The organism is Sphingosinicella flava (assembly GCF_016025255.1).
Lineage (GTDB): Bacteria > Pseudomonadota > Alphaproteobacteria > Sphingomonadales > Sphingomonadaceae > Allosphingosinicella > Allosphingosinicella flava.
This window is the reverse complement of the sequence record NZ_CP065592.1, coordinates 1654025-1672528: the sequence shown is the minus strand read 5'-3', so window position 1 is coordinate 1672528 and position 18504 is coordinate 1654025. Positions and strand designations below refer to the sequence as shown.

The window sequence follows — 18504 nt, the reverse complement described above, 5'->3', positions numbered from 1 at the left end:
GGGATGTCTGATGCTCCCGCCGCTCCCGCCAGCGCCGCGGCAAAGGGGCTCTGCCCACGTTGCGGCGCGAAAACGTTGTTTCAGGGCCTCGCCGCCTTCGCGCCGCGTTGCCGCGCCTGTGGGCTGGATTTTGCCGGCTTCAATGTCGGCGACGGCCCGGCCGCCTTCCTGACCCTGCTCGTCGGCGCGCTGATCACCGCGCTCGCGCTCGGGCTGGAGCTCGCCGTCGGCCTGCCGCTCTGGCTGCACGCAATATTGTGGTTTCCGGTCACCATCGTCGCGGTCATCTTCTGCCTGCGCTTCGCCAAAGGCCTGCTCCTCGCGCTCGAATATCGGAACCAGGCGCGGGAAGGGCGCATTTCCGACGCATGAAGCGCCTGCCGCTCATTCCGACGGTCCTCGTCGCCGCCGCCGTGGCGACGATGATCGGCCTTGGCGTCTGGCAGCTTCAGCGCAGGGCATGGAAGGAAGACCTGATTGCCCGCTACCAGGCCGCTGCTGTCCTGCCGCCCGTCGCTTGGCCGAACCTTCCGCCCGCCGACGATAGCCTCCTCTATCGCCAGGCGCAGGGTTTCTGCACGGCGGTGACCGGTTGGCGCGCGGTCGCCGGCCGCAATGCGCGGGGCGAAAGCGGCTGGAGCCACATTGCCGCCTGCGGCTCCGGCGCCGAAGGGCCGGGAATGCAGGCCGACATGGGCTGGTCGAAGGATGCCGATCCCCCTTCCTGGACGGGCGGAACCGTCACCGGCGTCATCGCGCCCGACAGCCGCCACCGCATCCGCCTCGTCGCGACGCAGCCCGCACCCGGCCTCCAGCCGAGCGCGCGGCCCGATCCGTCCGCGACTCCGAACAACCACCTCTTCTACGCGATCCAATGGTTCTTCTTCGCCGCCGCTGCGGCGATCATCTACATGCTGGCACTGCGGCGGCGGCAGACGCCACCCCCTCCACCCTCGCAATCGTCACCCCGGATTTGATCCGGAGTCTATGAACGCGCCCCTATCCGGGAGTCGTGCAAACTTGCCCCTTTCGCCCGCTCCCCCTAAATCCGCGCCTCACATGATGCAGCTCACTCTCCTTCCCAACGGCCTCCGCGTTGCCACCCGCTCCATGCCCGGCGTCGAGACGGCGGCGGTCGGCCTCTATGCCGATACCGGATCGCGGCATGAAGAATCGCGGGTGAACGGCCTCGCCCACCTGTTCGAACATATGGTGTTCAAGGGCGCGGGAGGCCGATCCGCACGGGAGATCAGCGAGGCGATCGAGGATGTCGGCGGCGATCTCAACGCGATGACCGACCGCGATTCGACCATCTTCACCGCGACGGTGATGGCCGAACATATCCCGCTCGGCCTCGAACTGATCGCCGACATGATCCTCCGCCCGCACTTCACGCCCGAGGAGCTGGCGCGCGAAAAGGATGTCGTCCTCCAGGAATTGGGCGAGGCGCGGGATACGCCGAACGACATCATCTTCGACGACCTCCAGTCCGCCGCCTTCGCCGATCAGCCGCTCGGCCGCTCCGTGCTGGGCGAGGAGGAGAGCATCGCCGCCATCACGGTCGACGATCTCCACCATTGGCGCAGCGAACATTATCGCGCGGGCAGCCTCTCGCTCGTCGCGGCAGGCAAGGTCGATCACGACCGCTTCGTCAGCCTGGCCGAACATTATTTCGGCGCCCTCCCGCCCGGAACGCTCCTTCAGCCGCAGGGCGGCAGCTTCACCGGCGGCAGCCGGGTCGGCCGCACCGCATCCGATCAGGCGCACCTCGCGCTCGGCTTCGGCGGCCCGGCGCAGCTTGCGGATGATTATTACGCCGCCCGCTTCTTTTCCGACGTGGTCGGCGGCGGCATGTCCTCGCGCCTGTTCCAGCAGCTGCGCGAGGAAAGGGGCCTTGCCTACAGCGTCTACACGATGCTGCAATCCTGGCGCGACACGGGCCTCTTCTCCGTCTACGCCGCGACCGCCCGCGCCCAGTCCGCCGCGTCGGCACAATTGATCGAGGATGTGCTGGCGCAAGCGGCGGGAACGATCACCGAGCGCGAGGTGAACCGCGTCCGCACCCAGGCCAGAGCCGGTCTCCTCATGTCGCTCGAATCGAGCTGGGGCCAGGCGAGCTATGTCGCCCGCATGCTCGCCCTTCACGGCCGCCTCGTCGATCCGTCCGAAGTGCTGGCCGACCTCGAAGCCGTGAGCGTCGATCACGTCCGCGCGGCGGGCGCGAAGATGCTGGCCGGCCCCCGCGCCCGCGCCACGATCGGCTTCCCGTCGCTGAGGGCGGCGTGAAGCTCGACACGTTGATCGGCGAACCCTGGGGCGATTACGGCCTGATGGACTCCGGCGGTGGCCGGAAGCTCGAGCGTTACGGTCCCTACAGCTTCATTCGGCCCGAGCCGCAAGCCATGTGGGCGCCCGCTCTCGACGCTTGGGATGCGGACGGCGAGTTCGTGCCCGGCTCCGACGAGGAAGGCGGCGGCCGCTGGCAATTCAACCGCCCCGTCCCGCGCGAAGGCTGGGACATGAGGTGGGAAGAGGTGCGCTTCAAAAGCCACTGCACCCCCTTCCGCCACCTCGCCTTTTTCCCCGACATGGCTCCGCAATGGGCGTGGATGCGGGAACGGCTTGGGGAAGGGAGCGAAGCCCTCAACCTATTCGGCTATACCGGCGTCGGTACGCTCGCCATGTCGGCGGCGGGCGCGCGCCTGACGCATGTCGACGCATCCAAGAAATCGGTGGAGGCCGGGAAGGACAATGCCCGCCTGTCCGGAATGGAGGGCCGCCCGATCCGCTGGCTCGTCGACGACGCCGTCAAATTCACCGCCCGCGAAGTCCGCCGCGGCCGCCGCTATGACGGCATCATCCTCGATCCGCCCAAATATGGCCGAGGGCCCGAGGGCGAAGTGTGGCGGCTGGAAGACAATCTCCCCGCCCTCATCGCCGATTGCCGCAAGCTGCTCGACGACAAAAGCCGCTTCCTCGTCCTCACCGTCTACGCCGTCCGCATGTCCGCCCTGGCGATCGGCGAGCTCCTGAACCAGGCGCTGGGCGACCTTGGCGGCCGGATCGAGTGCGGCGACATGGCCGTGCGCGAAGAAGCGCGCGGTCTCCTCCTCCCCACCGCCATCTTCGCCCGCTGGTCGCGGGATTAATCCCGGGCCGCCCGGATCGCGGCGCCCGCGGCGAACGGCGCCGCCGCGACATAGAGCAGGCTGACGGCGCCGAGCAATTTCAGCGCTCCGCCGGTTTCGCCGGCAATCAGCCCCGCGCCGAAGATCAGCAACGGGATGGCAAGCGGCAGCAGCAGCAGGCCCGCCAGCGCGCCCGTCCCGCGCAGGCCGAGCGTCAAGGCGCCGACCGCAAGCGTCAGCGCGGCGAGGGCGGGCGTGCCGATCAGCAGGCCCAGCTCCAGTCGCCACAACACCGCGCCCGGCAATTTCATCAGCGCGGCGGCGGGCAGGGCGGCGATCATCAGCGGCGGGCCGAAGCTCAGCCAGTGACCGGCGAGCTTGGCAAGCGCGACATGTTCCTCGCTCATGCCGCGGAGCGCCAATTGGTCGAGGACGCCCGCCGCGCGGTCGGGTTCCAGCAGCCGTTCGACCGGCAGCAACGCGGCAAGGAGGGCGGCCATCCACAAGGCACCGCCGCCCGTCCGCGCGAGCAGCGGACCGTCGGGCCCGACCGCGAACGGAAAGAGCGTCGCGACCAGCAGGAAGAAAATCGGCGGCAGCCAGGCGCTCCCGCCGGTAAAGGCAAGGCGCAGCTCACGGACGACCAGCGCAGTCATCATGCCCCCAAATCCAAAAGGGACGCGCCGGTGAGCGGCAGCGGTTGGTGGGACGCGGCGAGAATCGTCCCGCCGTTCGCGGCATGCGCGACGATCGCCGCAGCGAGCCGCGCGGCACCGTCCTGATCCAGGCCATTCAACGGCTCGTCGAGCAGCCACACCGGCGCGCCGCTGGCGATCACCCGCGCCACACTTGCGCGCTTGCGCTGCCCGGTCGACAGCCAGGCCACCGGCACGCTGGCAAGATGGCCGATCCCCATCGCTGCCATCGCCGCGTCGGCATCGCCGCCATCCAGCCCCGCCCAGAAACCGAGCGCGCGGCCGAGCGGCTGGCGCATGTCCAGCGCGACGGCATCGTCCGCGAGCGCGACGGCGGCCCGCCGCTCGACGAGGCCGGCATAAGCGGGAAGCAGGCCCGCGACGATCCGCAACAGGCTCGATTTGCCGATGCCGTTCGGCCCCCGCAACTCGGTCACCGCGCCCTCGTAAAGGCGCAGGTTCAGCCCTTCGAACAGCAGCCGTCCGCCGCGCCGGCAGGCGACGTCCCAAAGGGTGATGAGCGGCAGGACGGTCACTCTCCGGCCTGCTCGATGGCGTGCATGTCCGCGTCGCTGAAGCCGAAATGATGGCCGACTTCATGGACGATGACATGGGTGATGAGGTCTTCGAGCCCGACGCCGGTTTCCACCCATTCGTCGAGCAGGGGGCGGCGATACAGGTGGATCATCGCGGGCGGCGTGCCGGAATCGAAGACCGATTGCTGACCGATCGGGCGGCCGCTGTAGAGGCCGGACAGCTCGAACGGATCTTCGATGCCCATTTCGGCGAGCACGTCGTCGTCGGCAAACTCCTCGATCCGCAGCACCACGTCGCGCAAATGGAGGCGAAACCTCTCGGGCAGGCGTGCGATGGCCGCGTCGGCCAGCCGCTCGATCGCCGCCGCGTCGGGGGCAAGGGTTTGACGCCGGGTCATCGCGCCCGACATAAAGGGGAAGGGAGGAGAGACGCAATGGCGGTGCTGACGGACGCGGAAAGGGAAGCGGCGCTCGAGGGACTGACCGGCTGACCTATGACGCTGAACGGCGCGGCCTCGCGCGCACTTTCCGCTTCCGCGATTTCGCCGCCGCCTTTGCCTTCATGAGCCGGGTCGCGCGGCATGCCGAACAGGCCGACCACCATCCCGATTGGGCGCAAAGCTGGAACCGCGTCGACATCCTTCTCACCACCCATGTCGCCGGCGGGGTGACGGCCCGCGACGTGGCGCTCGCCAAGGCAATCGATGCTCTGGCCTGCTGACCCTTCTGGTGCCCGCCCCGCCCAAAGCATGAAGCGCCACCCGCAACGGCTTGCCCTTCGCCGCGCACGCCTCTAGATGGCTTCACTTCCAGAGCATGCGGAGCGGTGGCCGAGTGGTCGAAGGCGCTCGCCTGGAAAGTGAGTATACGGCAAAACCGTATCGAGGGTTCGAATCCCTCCCGCTCCGCCACTTTCCTATTCGCTGAAATCCGCCGACATTCAGATTTTCCGGGCTTTCCCTCGTAGACGAGGCTGCTCCACGCTCGCCGGCCTACGTTGACGTTCGCCCAAATTCGCTTCATGCTGTGGGAACGAATGAGGGAACGATTATGGGCAAGCTTACAGCGCTCCAGGTCAAGAACGCCAAGCCGGGCCGGCATGCCGATGGAAAGGGCCTTTACCTTCTGGTGAAGCCGAGCGGCGCTAAATCGTGGGTACTGCGAGTCCAGCACGGCGGGAGGCGTCGGGATTTCGGCCTCGGCTCCTTAGATGTCGTCGGCCTGCAGGAAGCGCGAGAGAAAGCGCTTGAGACGAGGAAGCAGGCGAAGTCGGGGCTCGATCCCTCTCTTGAGCGGAAGAAGGCTCAACGCTCCATTCCCACCTTTGAGGAGGCTGCCGGCAAATATCACGAAGCTGTGAAGGGGAGCTGGCGCAACGAGAAGCATGCCGATCAGTGGCTGACCACGTTGGAGACTTATGCTTTCCCCATCATTGGCAACACTCGCGTCGATCATATCGACGCGCCCACCATCCAATCCGTGCTGTTGCCGATCTGGCTAACCCTGCCGGAGACCGCCCGGCGCGTCCGGCAGCGGGTCGGCTCGGTTCTGGACTATGCGCATGGCCAAGGTTGGCGTGAGACTGAGACGCCGCGCAATGCGATCAACACGCTGATGAAGCGGATCAAGCAGCCACGGCGCGGGCCTGGCTTTGCAGCCATACCTTATGCCGACCTCCCGAGCCTGATGAAGAAATTGAATGAAGGACAGGCGAGTGTCGGAAGGCTGGCGCTTCAGTTCCTTATCCTCACGGCAGGACGCTCCGGCGAAGTTCGGGGCGCTAAGTGGGAGGAGATCGATTTCGAGAAGGAGCGGTGGGATATCTCTGCCGAGCGGATGAAGGCCGGCGAGGCGCATAGCGTGCCGTTACCGAAGAAGGCTGTTGAGATCCTTCGCCGGACGAAAGAGCTGACTGGCGCTAAGAAGGATCAACCGATCTTTCCGGGCCTAAAAGGGCAGCCGCTCAGCGATGCCACGCTTGCGAAGGTTCTGCGCGTGGCCGGTGGAGGAGATTATACCGTCCACGGAATGCGGTCGGCCTTTCGGGATTGGGTGGCCGAGCAGACATCCTTTCCCGGCGATTGGGCCGAGGCAGCCCTTGCGCATACGCTGCCGAACAAGGTGGAAGCTGCTTATAAACGCACCAAATTCCTCGACCAGCGCAGGCAGATGATGACGGCTTGGGCGGACTATCTTCACGGCGCATCCAACGTTCTGAAGCTCGTAGGATAGATGCAAGAGTCTTTCAGGACTGCTGTGTGAGTGACGAAGGAAAGATGGCCAAGAGTGACTGAAGACTCTTCCAAGTATCATCGCACATAGCAGCAAGAGACTTGATATAAGTCTCTAATATTAAATACGAATCCGTGAAATTCGTCCTTGGCTATCCGGGGATGTTCTCGCATAGCTTCGGCATTCGGTGATTCGCCTGCCTCTTAATTGAGGCTCCAGTCATCGATTTGACGCGGAGAACTGTAATGGAACCGATCGCGGTCTCTATCGAAGAGACAGGCAAGGCCCTCAGCCTTGGCAGGACCAAGATCTACGAGCTGATCAATGAAGGGCGGCTTGCCACGTTCAAGGTGGGGCGCAGGACTTTGGTCAGGGTGGAGAGCATTCGCGCGCTCGGCGAGCGCTGCTCCGACACGAGCTAAGTACCACCCCAAGTGGTTCCGACCGGGCGGCTAAAAACACTGGCGGCGGATACCGAGAGCACGCCAGGGGGGTCCCGACGACGTAGCACATACCCTGAGTCCGAAGGCATAGCGGGGTAGTCGGGGAGGCGGAGGACAGCCTCGCATCAGATGCCTGTGACTGGAGACCTCTCGTCCAGTCACGCCCGTACTGCCCGTCCCGGCTCCGGAGCCATGATGAGGTGGAAAAGGCCGGACTGCCCTTGGCATCGAGCATTTCGCTCAGAGCCAGGGGTAGTTGTCCTTTGCCCTGCAACCACATCCACCCACCAAGATCATGATGTTGGTTCAGTGAGATATCTGAAAGATTCTAGATATAGGAAAGAATGTTAGAAGGTTCTTTCCTATATGGGGCTCAACTCCGCGAGCGTTTCAGCGTAGGCCATTTAGGGTTAATCGGGCTTCCCCTTTTGGATGATCTTGAGGTTCCGCAGCATCCTTTCAGCGCGACCCCGCAATTCCACCGGGAGCCTCGGGTCGTTCGATGCGACCTCAAGAGGGTAGATCAACCTCTCCCGAGCAACCCTGGGCAAAATCTCGCCATTCTGCTCACCAGCTGCGGTAAGCCTGGGATACCTCATTTGCGGTGGTTTTCCTGATGGTACTTCCAGAGCCAACCAACCGTAATCATCAAGCCGCCAAAGCCCATGAAAACCAGCGCAGCAGCCATCAGGTAAGGCTCTCGAACTTCTCCGCTCGTGGCCTGCCATACGCCATGTGCAGCCGCGCCGAGGTAAACGGTGAAGCTGAGTAGGATGACCCACAATCCCGCGGAGATGAGCTTTGCACCCATTATTGGCCGGTTACTGATGAGGGACAGGACTTCCACCCCACGTTCAGGACAGTGCCATCGGCGTAGCGGCACATCTTGTTGCCGTTCGCATACCATTCCGATTGCAACAGCTGAGGCGTAGACCACAAAGGACTCCCTGACGCAGGGCGTGGAACACCCTGCGCCATCACAGCGCCGACGGCTGCGGCGCCGGTGAGGTCATTCAATGCGCCGGCTCTCCGGGCTGCTTTGACGCTTTGCATACAAGCGCTGTGAGCTTCGGTTCCAGCCGCATGGCCAGCTTGGCTGCAAATATTGCTTGGTTTCCATGAGGCGCATCCGCTGAGGCTGATCCCAGCAACGGTCAGAAACCCGGTCAGAATTCTTGTCATTGGCTCTCTCCCCCAAGCTGAATAGCTCAGAAGAAATGGGTCGTAAATACCGTGGTCGAATAGACGCCCATTCTTGACTTAGAGGGCGTGGCACGGGTTTCAGGAAAAGCTGACTACGAGCGGCAGCTACTTAAGCTGGGCCAAGCCATTCGTGCCGAGCGGAAGGCTCAAGGCCTCTCTCAAGAAGCTCTCGCCGATGAGGCTGGTATCGATCGTTCCCATATGGGGAAGATTGAGAGAGGCGAGCGCAACGTTAGCCTTCTTAATGTAATCCGGATTGCTGAAGCCCTCCAAAGTAGGGCTTCACATCTCCTGGCTGCCGCTGACCTCTAATTAGTGAGAATGAGCTTCATGCCCCGCCTGATCTACGCCCCGCCGATCTAAAGCGCGCTCAAAAATCCTGACCAACTCTGCTCTGCGTTCTTCCGGGGTCAGATTGTACGGATAATAAAGCTCATGCGTATCCTTCCGAGAGTCGCTCGACGGGATCCGCTTAGTTTCCATTGCCGCCTGCCAAAGGATCTTGTTGGCTAGCACGAGGTTACCTGAATCTCTGGCCCGAAAGTAATTCCTTTGAAGCTCGTTCAGGCGAAATGCCGGTTGAGCGATCGGGATATCCTCAATGGCTTTAAGATAGGCGGAGCGGGCCTGTTCGAAGATAGGGCGCCACTTAGCTCCACCTTCATAGCGGCTGTTCGTCGGATCATAGGCGCGCACCTGAAAGCGATCAATCTCGATGCCGTAGTTGGCGCGCATATGAACCACCACATCAGCTGGCGAGCAAAACTGCGCCAATAGCGTTACAATTTCTTGCTTTTCTGCGTCTGTTAGCTTCGCCATATACCCGAATCCGTGGGGGTTATGTGGGGGGTAAACAGCGCATAGCACGTCCTGGAATGATGCCAACTATCTCCTTCCGTGGGGGTAGCTCATTGAGCCGCCGCTCTATGCGTGGAGGGAGGAGAGAACTGAGGGGAGGCGTGCCTTTAGGCATTCCTAGCTATCATCGTCTCACATTCATGGCACAGTCCGCTCAATGGAAGTCCCGTGTTCTCTGGCGGAGGACAGTTTCTGGGTCAGCGCCAGTGCGGAATGGCTTGTGAAATTGATCATTCGCTTTTGGCCAACCGCGCTCTCCCCTGTCCGGAGACCCGGGGTGGGTGGCGCCATCTCCTCGACCGGGCCGATAGACCAGCGGCATTTCCCCCACTGAACGGAGGAGCGGGGTATAATCCTCGATCGTGTCCGCAATAACGTGGATAACGCCCCCTTCGCGCTGCACCGTTCCCTTGATGGCGATCATCGAAGAAGAAAGGACGATGCGGCGGTGTGTTTCGAACTTATGCGGCCAGATGATAATATTGGCGATGCCGGTCTCATCCTCGATAGTGAGGAACAGCACGCCCTTGGCGCTGCCCGGCTTCTGACGGATGAGAATAATCCCAGAGATCGTGACCTTCCGCCCATCTTTCACGTGATCTAGAGCGCTACACGGCGTGAGACCCCGGCAGTCTAGCTCCGGACGCAGGAACTGCACCGGATGCGCCCGAAGCGAGAGCTGCACGGCGCGATAGTCCTCCACCACTTCCCGCCCTTCGGTCATTGGTGTCAGCTTGACGGCAGGCTCGATGATCTCCGCCTCCCTTTGATCTGCGGCTGCGAACAGCGGCAGGGGAGCTTCGCCAAGTCCCTTCACCTGCCACAGCGCCTGACGCCGATCGACGCCGAGGCATGCAAAGCCATCCGCTTCGGCAATGCGCTCCAAAGCCGTGATGGGCACGCCGGAGCGGCGCCACACGTCCTCGATCGAGCCAAAGGGCAGGTTTCCCCGTGCGCCGATGATCCGGGCGGCATGATCGTTGGCGAGACCGCGCACCATCCGCAGTCCCAAGCGAAGGGTCAGATACTCACCTGCCTGTTCTTCCAACGTACAGTCCCAGCGACTGGCGTTGACGCAGACGGGGCGAACCTCGACACCATGCTCCTGCGCATCCCGTACAATCTGGGCTGGCGCGTAGAAGCCCATAGGCTGGGAGTTAAGCAAGGCGGCGCAGAAGACGTCCGGATGGTGGCACTTCATCCAGCTTGAAGCGTAGGCGACCTTGGCGAAGCTCGCGGCGTGGCTTTCCGGGAAGCCGTAGCTGCCAAACCCCTCGATCTGCTTGAAGGTGCGCGTGGCGAAGTCTTCCGTATAGCCGTTGGCGATCATGCCCCCGATCAATTTGTCGCGATACTCGCCAACGCCGCCGGTGAACTTGAAGGTTGCCATGGAGCGGCGCAGGCCGTCGGCTTCAGCCGGGGTGAAGCCCGCGCCGACAATCGCCACCTTCATCGCCTGTTCCTGAAACAGCGGCACGCCCAGCGTCTTCTTGAGCACGGCCTCTAGCTCGGGCTTGGGATATTCCGGCTTCTCCTTGCCCTCACGGCGACGAAGGTAAGGATGGACCATGTCGCCCTGAATCGGTCCGGGCCGAACGATCGCGACCTCGATGACGAGATCATAAAATTTCTCGGGCTTCATGCGCGGAAGCATGCTCATCTGCGCGCGGCTCTCGATCTGGAATACGCCCAGCGTATCCGCGCGCTGGATCATCTCGAAAACCTTAGGATCATCATCCTGCAAGTCCTGAAGGCCGACCTTCAGACCCTTATATTCTTCCAGAAGATCGAAGGACCGGCGCATGCAGCCGAGCATGCCGACCCCAAGCACGTCAACCTTCATGAAGCCTAGTTCCTCAATGTCCTCCTTTTCCCACTCGATGACCCGGCGATCCGCCATGGCGGCCGGTTCAATGGGGACGAGATCGTCAAGCCGGTCGCGGACCAGGACGAACCCGCCCGGATGTTGGCTGAGATGCCGCGGTGTACCAATCAGCTGGCGGGCGAGCTCAAGAGTGAGGGCGAGACGCGGATTGGAAGCATCGAGATTGAGCTGCTCCACATGCGTCTGACCAACGCCCTCATTCGACCAGCCCCAAATCTGTCCGGCAAGTGCGCCCGTCATATCTTCCGGCAGGCCCAGCGCCTTGCCAACCTCGCGCACCGCGCCGCGCGCACGGTAGCGGCTGACGACTGCGGTCAGCGCGGCATGCTCATGGCCATAGGTTTCGTAAATCCACTGGATGACCTGCTCGCGGCGGTCATGCTCGAAATCGACATCGATATCCGGCGGCTCCTTGCGGGCATCGGAGATGAAGCGCTCAAACAGCAATTGGTGCTTCACCGGATCGATCGAGGTGATGCCAAGGATATAGCAGATCATCGAATTCGCCGCCGATCCGCGTCCTTGGCATAATATGCCCTGGCTCCGCGCATAGGCGACAATGGAATTTACAGTAAGGAAGTATGGGGCATATTCCATCTTGCCGACGAGCCGCAGTTCGTGCGCCAGGAGCTTGTCATATTCATCCGGAACACCGTCCGGAAACTTCGCGTGCATGGCTTTCCACGTCAGCCGCTCCAGCGCCTCCTGCGGGGTGCGGGCGGACATGACGATCTCGTCGGGATATTGGTAGCTCAGTTCCCGCAGCGAGAAGGTGCAGCGTTCGGCAATATCGGCGCTGGCCTGGATAGCGTCCGGATAGTCGGCGAAGCGCCGCTCCATTTCCGCCACGCTCTTCAAATGCCGGTCCGCGAAGCGCTCACGCCGGAAGCCGAGATCGTCGGTCGTGCATTTGTTGCGGATCGCCGTCACCACGTCCTGGAGCAGGCGCTTGTCGGGGGAGTCATAGAGCACGTCGCCGGTTGCGAGGCTACGGACGCCAAAGGTGCGAGCCATCTCATGCAGTTCGTGAAGCCGCAGCTTGTCTTTTGGTCGCCTACGATACGTCAGGGCACAATGGGCGCGGTCGCCGAAGATATCGGTCATGATGGCAAGGGCCGCTTCGGTCGAACCGTCAGCCTCGTCCGGCAGCAGTGCGGCGATCAGGCCGTCCGACCAGGCGGCGACATCCTCCCAATGGAGGAAGCATTGTCCTTTCTCACCCTCTTTCGGATCGGCGCGCTTTTTGCCCGTCGTCAGGAGGCGCGTCAGCCTGGACCAAGCGGCGCGGTCTTCGGGCCAAACCAGCAGCGAAGGGCCGTCCACCAGATCGAGGCGGCAACCAGCGACGAGGCGAACGACGGTCTTATCCGCCGCAACAAGGGCGCGAACCAGCCCGCCGACGCTGTTGCGATCGGTGACACCCAATGCCCGATAGCCGAGAAGCGCGGCGGCCGAGAACAGCTCCTCCGGGCTCGATACGCCGCGCAGGAAGCTGAAATGCGTGGTCGCCTGAAGCTCGACATAGGTCATCCGAATGCCCCGTGTAGCCACCAGCTATGGTCGCCGGTACGCGGATCAACACCATCGCCCCGGCGGAACAGCCAAAAGCGTGCGCCGTCTTCGTCCTCGATCTGAAAATAATCCCGAACGGCCTCGGCCTCGCCACGGCGCTTCCACCATTCGCCATGGATGCGCTCCGGACCATCGGCCTTGCGCACGACGTGCATCCTGCCGCGCCAGGAGAAACGGACGGGCGGCTGGTCGGGAAGCTCGGCCAACACCTTGTCGATCCGCTCCGGTGGCGAGAGCAGGCGCACGGGGCGGGGCCAGTTGCGCGGCCAATCCCGGCCTTCTTCCAGCGGGGCGATCCTCCGCACGCTGCGTTCCGGCACGTCGCTTTCGACAAAGCTCGACCGGAACAGCGCCCGAGAACCTAACCGCGTGGTAAGACGGTCGATCAAATGGCTGAGATCGGGAGAAGCCTCGCCGCCACTGAGGTCATGCGCTACCGGCTGCGGCTCCAGCTGCTCGCAACGCTCGGCGACAAGCCGCATCGCCTCGATGCCAAAGCCCGGCTCAATCTGTTCGATCTTCATGGCGAGAAGGCGATGGAGATGAGCGGCGTCGCGGGATGGCCGTGCGGTGCCGATGGCGATCCTTTGCTCCCCGCCATCGACGCGGGTGCACAAGAGGGCCAAGGTCCGGGCGGCGAGGCCTTTCTCCTCCAGGCTCGCCACGAGCATGGCAAGGAGATCGCGTAATACCTGATCAATGACTTCCGGCGTGGAAATCGGCTCCAGCAGGCGGAGCAGGGCTTCCGGAGGCTCTTCAGGAAGGATCGGGTCGATTGGCTCGCTCGCCCGCCCGAGTGCCTGATCAAGCCGGGTCAGCAGGGATTGGCCGAAACGCCGGGCGAGTGGCCCACGCGGCATGGCGACGAGTTCGCCGATCGTCTCGATCCCCATACGCCGTGCGGTGGCGAGCGCTCGTTCATCGATGCGCAGCGCCGCGATGGGCAAGGCGGCTATCGCCTGCGCCTCCTGCCCTGAGGCGCAAAGCGCGATCGGCTTGCCGCTGTAGCGGGCGAGCGCATGCGCGGCGCCAGTGGTCCCGGCTACGGCAATGCGGGCGGTAAAACCGAGGCGCTTGCAGAAACGGAGGATACGCTCGCACATCCGCAGCTCGCTGCCGAAAAGGTGCGAAACGCCGGTAAGGTCCAGCCAAAGCCCCGATGGATCGGAAATGGCCGCGCGCGGCGTCCAACGTTGTGCCGCGAAGACGCCAAGCCGCGCGAGAAAGGCGGCATCGGCTTCAGGGTCTGCTGGCTGGGTTTGCAGCCCAGCGACCAGTGCCTGCGCCTGGGTCAGCGCCATTCCGACGTGCAGGCCGAGGGCGCGAGCTTGTGGGCAGACGGCAGTGAGAACCATCCGTTGGCCGCTTCGCTCGATTGTCACGAGCGGTAGCTCTCCACCGGATGGCGGCAATGAAGCGGCTATGGATCGCTCTATCTTTTGGACGGAAGGTCCACGGCGGAACGGCACTTCCGCAGCTTCGCTACGACGTCCAAGCTCGCGGATCGGCGGACGCTGATGTGTCGGTAAGGCATCGATCTGCACCGCCACCTCTTCGCGCCGTGCCCAACGCGCGCCTGGGCGCCAGCCGCCACCACGCGGGCAGGAGCAATTTTCTATGCGCGTGCCGATCTCCGGAGGAGCTGCCGGATCGAACCGGGGGGCTAAGCCGGAAGGAACGGCATCATGCCGCCTGCCGACCCGCGCCCCGATCCGCCGCAGCCGATCGGTGGGAAGGTTCGGCAGGTAGAGCGAGGCGACCCTGCGCATCACATCCCTCCATGATCCATTGATGGGGCTCGCCGCCGCGCTGGCGGACAAGCTCGACGCTCCAGCGCGGTCGGCCAACGCCCTGCACAGGCAAGGGCGCTGACGGCACGCAGCCAATCTTCCAGCGCGTCACTGCCGCTGAAGGTTGCCCGAGCGGATCGACGCCGCTCTTCCGCCACTTTCGCAGCAGCAAGGCCATCGTGCCGCTTTCCTCAGCCGCGAGTTGCAGGCGCCGCGTAGCCGTCATGGAAACTGCGCTGACTTCCCCGACCACAGCTGCAAGCCCACCATACCGCAGTCCTTCCTCCATGGTGGCAAGCACATCTTCGTCCCGGCGGCATTCTGCATAGATGAGCCGCTGCGGGGGCAGTCCAGCCTGTGCGAGGCCAGGCGCGAACAGATCGGGCCAACGCACTGCCCAAAGCACTTGACCCTCCAGAGGCGTAATCCGAGCCGCAATGCCCGCCACAAACAAAACAGCAGCGGCATCGTCGCTCAATCTTGGAGCGCTTCCCGAGATTTCATGAAGCGCTCCATCCAAGAGTCCTCCCACTGCAAGGCGGTTGTCCATCGCGGCCACTTCAAATGGAAGGCCAAGCTTTCCCGTGATTTGCGATTGCTCCTCAATTGCGCGAATTTCCTCTAGGAGAGAATGAAGCGTAGCCAAGCGCTCTGACGGAATTGGAGACATAATAGAGACTCGAATGTTCTCTATATGTTCCCAGTGAAGGAGGTGAGAGTCAAGTAGCTCACCGTATCCTATAGCAAGGCTAACCGTCCCATGCTCACGTAATCCAACTTTCCCGTGCCCAACACAGGCAGGCTCTCCAGAACCCTTATGTCGCGCGGAAGCATCAGCTCGGTGACGCCGTTCGCCCGGCCCCATGCTTGTAGGGTCTGTGCCAAGGCGTCCTGGCGGGTGGTGAACAGGACCAGCTGTTCTCCCTTACGAAGATCGGGTCGGGTTACCACGGCATGCTCGGCATCGGGCCAGAGGGCAGCGGCATAGCCTTCGACCGCTGGGAGGGAGACCATCTCGCCTCCGATCTTCGCGAACCTCTTGGCCCGGCCTCGTATCGTGACGAAGCCTTCGTTATCAATGGTGACGATGTCGCCGGTATCGTGCCAGCCAAGGGCGGGCGGCTGCAACTGGCCCGGCGCATCGGCCTTCAGATAACCCGCCATGATATTGGGTCCGCGGATCGACATCCGTCCCCCTTCAGGAATGCCGGGTACCTCCTCCAGCTTTGCCTCAATGCCGGGGAGCAGTCGGCCCACAGATCCGGCGCGGAAATGCATCGGGGTGTTCACCGCGATAACCGGCCCGGCCTCGGTTGCTCCGTATCCTTCGAGGATTCGGAGCCCGAACTTATCGGCATAGATCTTCCGGGTTTCGTCCCGCACCCGCTCGGCTCCGGCGAAAATATAGCGGAGCGAATAGAAGTCGTACCCGTGCGCCATGCGCGCATAGCCGGACAGGAAGGTATCGGTTCCAAACAGGATAGTGGCATTGGCGTCATAGGCGAGCGCCGGGACGATCCGGTAATGGAGCGGGCTGGGGTAGAGCAAGGTTCTCACCCCATTCAGCAGCGGCAGCAGGGTGCCGCCCGTAAGTCCGAAGCTGTGGAAGACGGGCAAGGCGTTAAGGACCACATCCGACGCATTGAAGTCGATCCGCGCAGCCAATTGCTGGCAATTGGAGAGGAGGTTGCGGTGGGTCAGCACTACTCCCTTAGGAAGGCCTTCCGACCCGCTAGTGAACAGGATTACGGCTGGGGCTTCGGCTGATATGCCGTGAAATGCGTGGATGCGCCGCGCAAATCGAGCGCCAATCAGCGCCCGGAGCTTTGCAAGGGGCGAGATGGCGGCGCCAATGTCCTCAAGATAGCGGACGGTGATCCCCGCTGCTTCCAGGGTCGTCACGACGTCGTGGAGCTTCGCCTGATCGACAAAGGCGCGGGCTGTGATGATGGTCCTGATCTCCGCAGCCATGCAGGCCGCTTTGAGATTGGTGAGGCCCGCTGTGTAGTTCAGCATCGCCGGAACGCGCCCGATCAGTTGCAGCGCGAAGAAGGTCACCACGACGCCCGCCACATTGGGGAGCAGCACGCCAACGGCTTCGCCCTTCCCTGTGTCGCGGCTGAGCGGACGACCTAGCGCAAGGCTGCCGACAACAAGGCGGCTATAGGTCATTGGCTCGCGCTTGATGTCCTCGACGACCACCGCCTTGCCGCCATGAATGTGCCGTGCGTCCAGCAGCGCCTCGAACAAGGTCCGATCCGTCTCCGACGTCGCGAAGATCATATCGCTCATTTCATCGTAGAGGCGGCGGCCGGCTATGGCGCGGCGCTGGCGCGCGCTCATCTCGCCCTCAATCACGAAGCGACGAGGCGGAAGGACGGTGAGCCGGATCTTCGGGAAGGTCCTGAGCCGTACCTTGCCGCGCAGGCGCGAGAAAGGAGAGAATTGCGCACCATCGATCCGCACGGGCACGATCTGCGCATCAGCCTTATCGGCGACCATCCCAGGACCATCGAACACCTTCATCAGTGCACCGGTGACGGTAATGCGCCCTTCCGGAAAGATCACGAGCGTGCGGCCTTCGCGGACCGCGCGGACCATCGCTTTAGCCGACAGCGGGTTGGTGGGATCGACCGGAAAGGCGTCGAACAGCTGGAGGAACGGCCTCACCCACCAAGCCTTGGCGATGCGGGTATGCACGGCGAAGGTCGGCTTGCCCGGCAGGAATGCCGCAAGCAACAAGCCATCGAGAAAGGAAACGTGGTTCACGACCACCACGGCGCGTTCGCCCGGCTTCGGCATATTTTCCGCGCCCGAGACTTCGACGCGGTAGAAGAGCCTCAAAAGCCCCTTGGTGACGGACTTGATGACGGTCTCCGGTAAGAGCCAGCATGAGATCAGCGCCACGACCAAGGTAGCGAAGCCGAGTGTCCCAATGACAGCGGGAACGGTAACGCCCCTGCTCAGCAGCAGCGTCAGAATAGCGACCATGAGGACCGTCACTGCCGCGTTCACGATATTGTTGGCTGCGATCGTGCGGGAGCGCTCTTCAGGCGGACTATGAGTTTGCAGGATGGCGTAGAGCGGCACGATGAACATGCCGCCTGCCAGAGCGATGCCGGCAAGGTCGATCAGGATGTGCCAACTCCCGGCACTTTCAAGGAACTGCGTGATCGTCGCGGCGGCAGCGGGCGCGGAATATCCACGGGTTGCCAGCCAAAGGTCGATCATGAAGACCGACATGGCGAGCGCCGAAACGGGAACATAACGGGCGGACACCTCGCCGGCGAGCAGCTTGTTCACCAGCACCGATCCGATCGCGACGCTGACCGAGAAGATGAGCAGGAACAGGGTGGCGACTTCCTGCTGCGCACCCAGTACACCGTTCACCAGGGGCGCGAATTCGGACAGCAGCACCGCGCCGACCGAGAAGAACCAGCTGATCCCAAGGACAGACAGCCAGACGCCGCGGCCATGATGCGCGGCCTTCAGAATATGCCATGTGCCTCGGAACACATTGGCTTCGATCCGGAGGCCCGGTGCCGTCGGTGGGGCGGAAGGGACAGCAAGGCTCGCAAGGAAGCCGAGCACTGCCAAGCCCGTGGCGACGAGCCCCGCTTCCCACGGCGGAATTACACCGCCAAGCAACTGTCCGCCGAGGATGGCGAGGAATGTCCCGGCCTCGATCAGGCCAGTGCCGCCCATGATCTCGTTCTCGTGAAGATGCTGCGGCAGGATCGAATATTTGACCGGACCGAACAGGGTGGAATGCAGGCCCATCAGGAACAGGGAGGTAAGGAGCAGCGGAATTGACTCTGTCCAGAAGCCAGCGAGCCCAATCGTCATGATTATGATCTCCGCCGCCTTCACGATCCGCACGAGCTTCGCCTTGTCCCACGCGTCGGCGAGCTGCCCGGCCAGTGCAGAGAAGAGGAAATAGGGCAGGATGAAGAGGCCCGTCGCGACCGTCGCCAGCATCTCCGCCTTGTCGGGCTCGGCTGCGTAGAGGCCGAAATTGGCGAGGAAGAGGAGCGCGAACTTTAGCAGGTTGTCGTTGAAGGCCCCCAGGAACTGAACAACGAACAATGGCGCGAAGCGGCGCCTCGCAAGAAGAGACAGGTTTGGCGCAGACATATATTCCCCCTGCTTGCCGCTTTATGCG

At 63.1% G+C, this 18504-nt stretch carries 16 protein-coding genes, 1 tRNA gene and 1 pseudogene; 9 read left to right on the top strand and 9 right to left on the bottom strand.

Annotated elements, in window-relative coordinates; all coding sequences use genetic code 11:
* Positions 1–3 precede the first annotated feature (3 nt).
* From IC614_RS08525 to IC614_RS08510, 4 genes are all read left to right on the top strand, one after another.
* Positions 4–372 carry a DUF983 domain-containing protein gene (locus IC614_RS08525; RefSeq protein WP_200970919.1) on the top strand — a complete coding sequence of 123 codons (369 nt, stop codon included), beginning with the start codon at positions 4–6 and terminating at the stop codon, positions 370–372.
* Positions 369–977: an SURF1 family cytochrome oxidase biogenesis protein gene (locus IC614_RS08520; RefSeq protein ID WP_200970918.1), complete on the top strand. Its 609-nt coding sequence runs from the start codon at positions 369–371 to the stop codon at positions 975–977. The genes IC614_RS08525 and IC614_RS08520 overlap by 4 nt, the downstream gene beginning before the upstream one ends.
* A gap of 82 nt (positions 978–1059) precedes the next feature.
* A complete protein-coding gene (locus IC614_RS08515; protein WP_226372612.1) occupies positions 1060–2286 on the top strand; it encodes a M16 family metallopeptidase in 1227 nt (408 codons plus the stop codon).
* The gene (locus IC614_RS08510; RefSeq protein WP_200970917.1) at positions 2283–3149 is read left to right on the top strand and encodes a class I SAM-dependent methyltransferase; all 867 of its coding nucleotides are present in this window, start codon (positions 2283–2285) and stop codon (positions 3147–3149) included. Before IC614_RS08515 ends, IC614_RS08510 begins: the two co-directional genes overlap by 4 nt.
* Here IC614_RS08510 and IC614_RS08505 read toward each other — a convergent pair.
* Genes IC614_RS08505 through IC614_RS08495 form a run of 3 tightly spaced genes read right to left on the bottom strand, consistent with a single transcriptional unit; the run spans position 3146 to position 4757 of the window.
* A complete protein-coding gene (locus IC614_RS08505; protein ID WP_404829123.1) occupies positions 3146–3787 on the bottom strand; it encodes a heme exporter protein CcmB in 642 nt (213 codons plus the stop codon). The two genes, IC614_RS08510 and IC614_RS08505, sit on opposite strands and share 4 nt — an antisense overlap.
* Positions 3784–4359 (bottom strand): heme ABC exporter ATP-binding protein CcmA, encoded by a 576-nt coding sequence (gene ccmA, locus IC614_RS08500; RefSeq protein WP_226372611.1) that lies wholly within the window; start codon positions 4357–4359, stop codon positions 3784–3786. Before ccmA ends, IC614_RS08505 begins: the two co-directional genes overlap by 4 nt.
* Entirely contained in the window at positions 4356–4757 is a 402-nt protein-coding gene (locus tag IC614_RS08495; protein WP_200970916.1) for a metallopeptidase family protein, read from the bottom strand. Before IC614_RS08495 ends, ccmA begins: the two co-directional genes overlap by 4 nt.
* A 36-nt stretch (positions 4758–4793) precedes the next feature.
* Here IC614_RS08495 and IC614_RS08490 point away from each other — a divergent pair.
* The 4 genes and pseudogenes from IC614_RS08490 to IC614_RS08475 all read left to right on the top strand — a co-directional run bounded on the left by IC614_RS08490 (position 4794) and on the right by IC614_RS08475 (position 7013).
* A pseudogene (locus IC614_RS08490) lies at positions 4794–5080 on the top strand (4a-hydroxytetrahydrobiopterin dehydratase).
* 99 nt (positions 5081–5179) lie between these two features.
* Positions 5180–5270 (top strand) — tRNA-Ser (locus IC614_RS08485).
* Between the two features lie 139 nt (positions 5271–5409).
* Positions 5410–6591: a tyrosine-type recombinase/integrase gene (locus IC614_RS08480; RefSeq protein ID WP_200970915.1), complete on the top strand. Its 1182-nt coding sequence runs from the start codon at positions 5410–5412 to the stop codon at positions 6589–6591.
* Between the two features lie 245 nt (positions 6592–6836).
* Positions 6837–7013, top strand: coding sequence for a helix-turn-helix domain-containing protein (locus tag IC614_RS08475; protein WP_200970914.1), 177 nt, complete (start codon positions 6837–6839; stop codon positions 7011–7013).
* 616 nt (positions 7014–7629) lie between these two features.
* On the opposite strand, the gene IC614_RS08470 is transcribed toward IC614_RS08475, so the two are convergent.
* Complete coding sequence (locus tag IC614_RS08470; protein ID WP_200970913.1) at positions 7630–7845, bottom strand: hypothetical protein; 216 nt, start codon at positions 7843–7845, stop codon at positions 7630–7632.
* A gap of 458 nt (positions 7846–8303) precedes the next feature.
* Here IC614_RS08470 and IC614_RS08465 point away from each other — a divergent pair, with 458 nt between their 5' ends.
* Positions 8304–8549 carry a helix-turn-helix domain-containing protein gene (locus tag IC614_RS08465; protein ID WP_200970912.1) on the top strand — a complete coding sequence of 82 codons (246 nt, stop codon included), beginning with the start codon at positions 8304–8306 and terminating at the stop codon, positions 8547–8549.
* Here the strand turns inward: IC614_RS08465 and IC614_RS08460 are convergent, their stop codons facing one another.
* The 5 genes from IC614_RS08460 to IC614_RS08440 form a co-directional block, all read right to left on the bottom strand.
* Positions 8550–9056 (bottom strand): DUF2280 domain-containing protein, encoded by a 507-nt coding sequence (locus tag IC614_RS08460; protein ID WP_200970911.1) that lies wholly within the window; start codon positions 9054–9056, stop codon positions 8550–8552.
* A gap of 193 nt (positions 9057–9249) precedes the next feature.
* Entirely contained in the window at positions 9250–12510 is a 3261-nt protein-coding gene (locus IC614_RS08455) for an error-prone DNA polymerase (protein WP_200970910.1), read from the bottom strand.
* Positions 12507–13934, bottom strand: coding sequence for a Y-family DNA polymerase (locus IC614_RS08450; protein WP_226372610.1), 1428 nt, complete (start codon positions 13932–13934; stop codon positions 12507–12509). The genes IC614_RS08455 and IC614_RS08450 overlap by 4 nt, the downstream gene beginning before the upstream one ends.
* 301 nt (positions 13935–14235) lie before the next feature.
* Positions 14236–14568 (bottom strand): hypothetical protein, encoded by a 333-nt coding sequence (locus tag IC614_RS12440; protein ID WP_318962304.1) that lies wholly within the window; start codon positions 14566–14568, stop codon positions 14236–14238.
* Positions 14569–15080: 512 nt separating this feature from the next.
* Positions 15081–18476, bottom strand: a complete 3396-nt coding sequence (locus IC614_RS08440) for an acyl-[ACP]--phospholipid O-acyltransferase (RefSeq protein WP_200970907.1) — start codon at positions 18474–18476, stop codon at positions 15081–15083.
* Between the last annotated feature and the right edge of the window lie 28 nt (positions 18477–18504).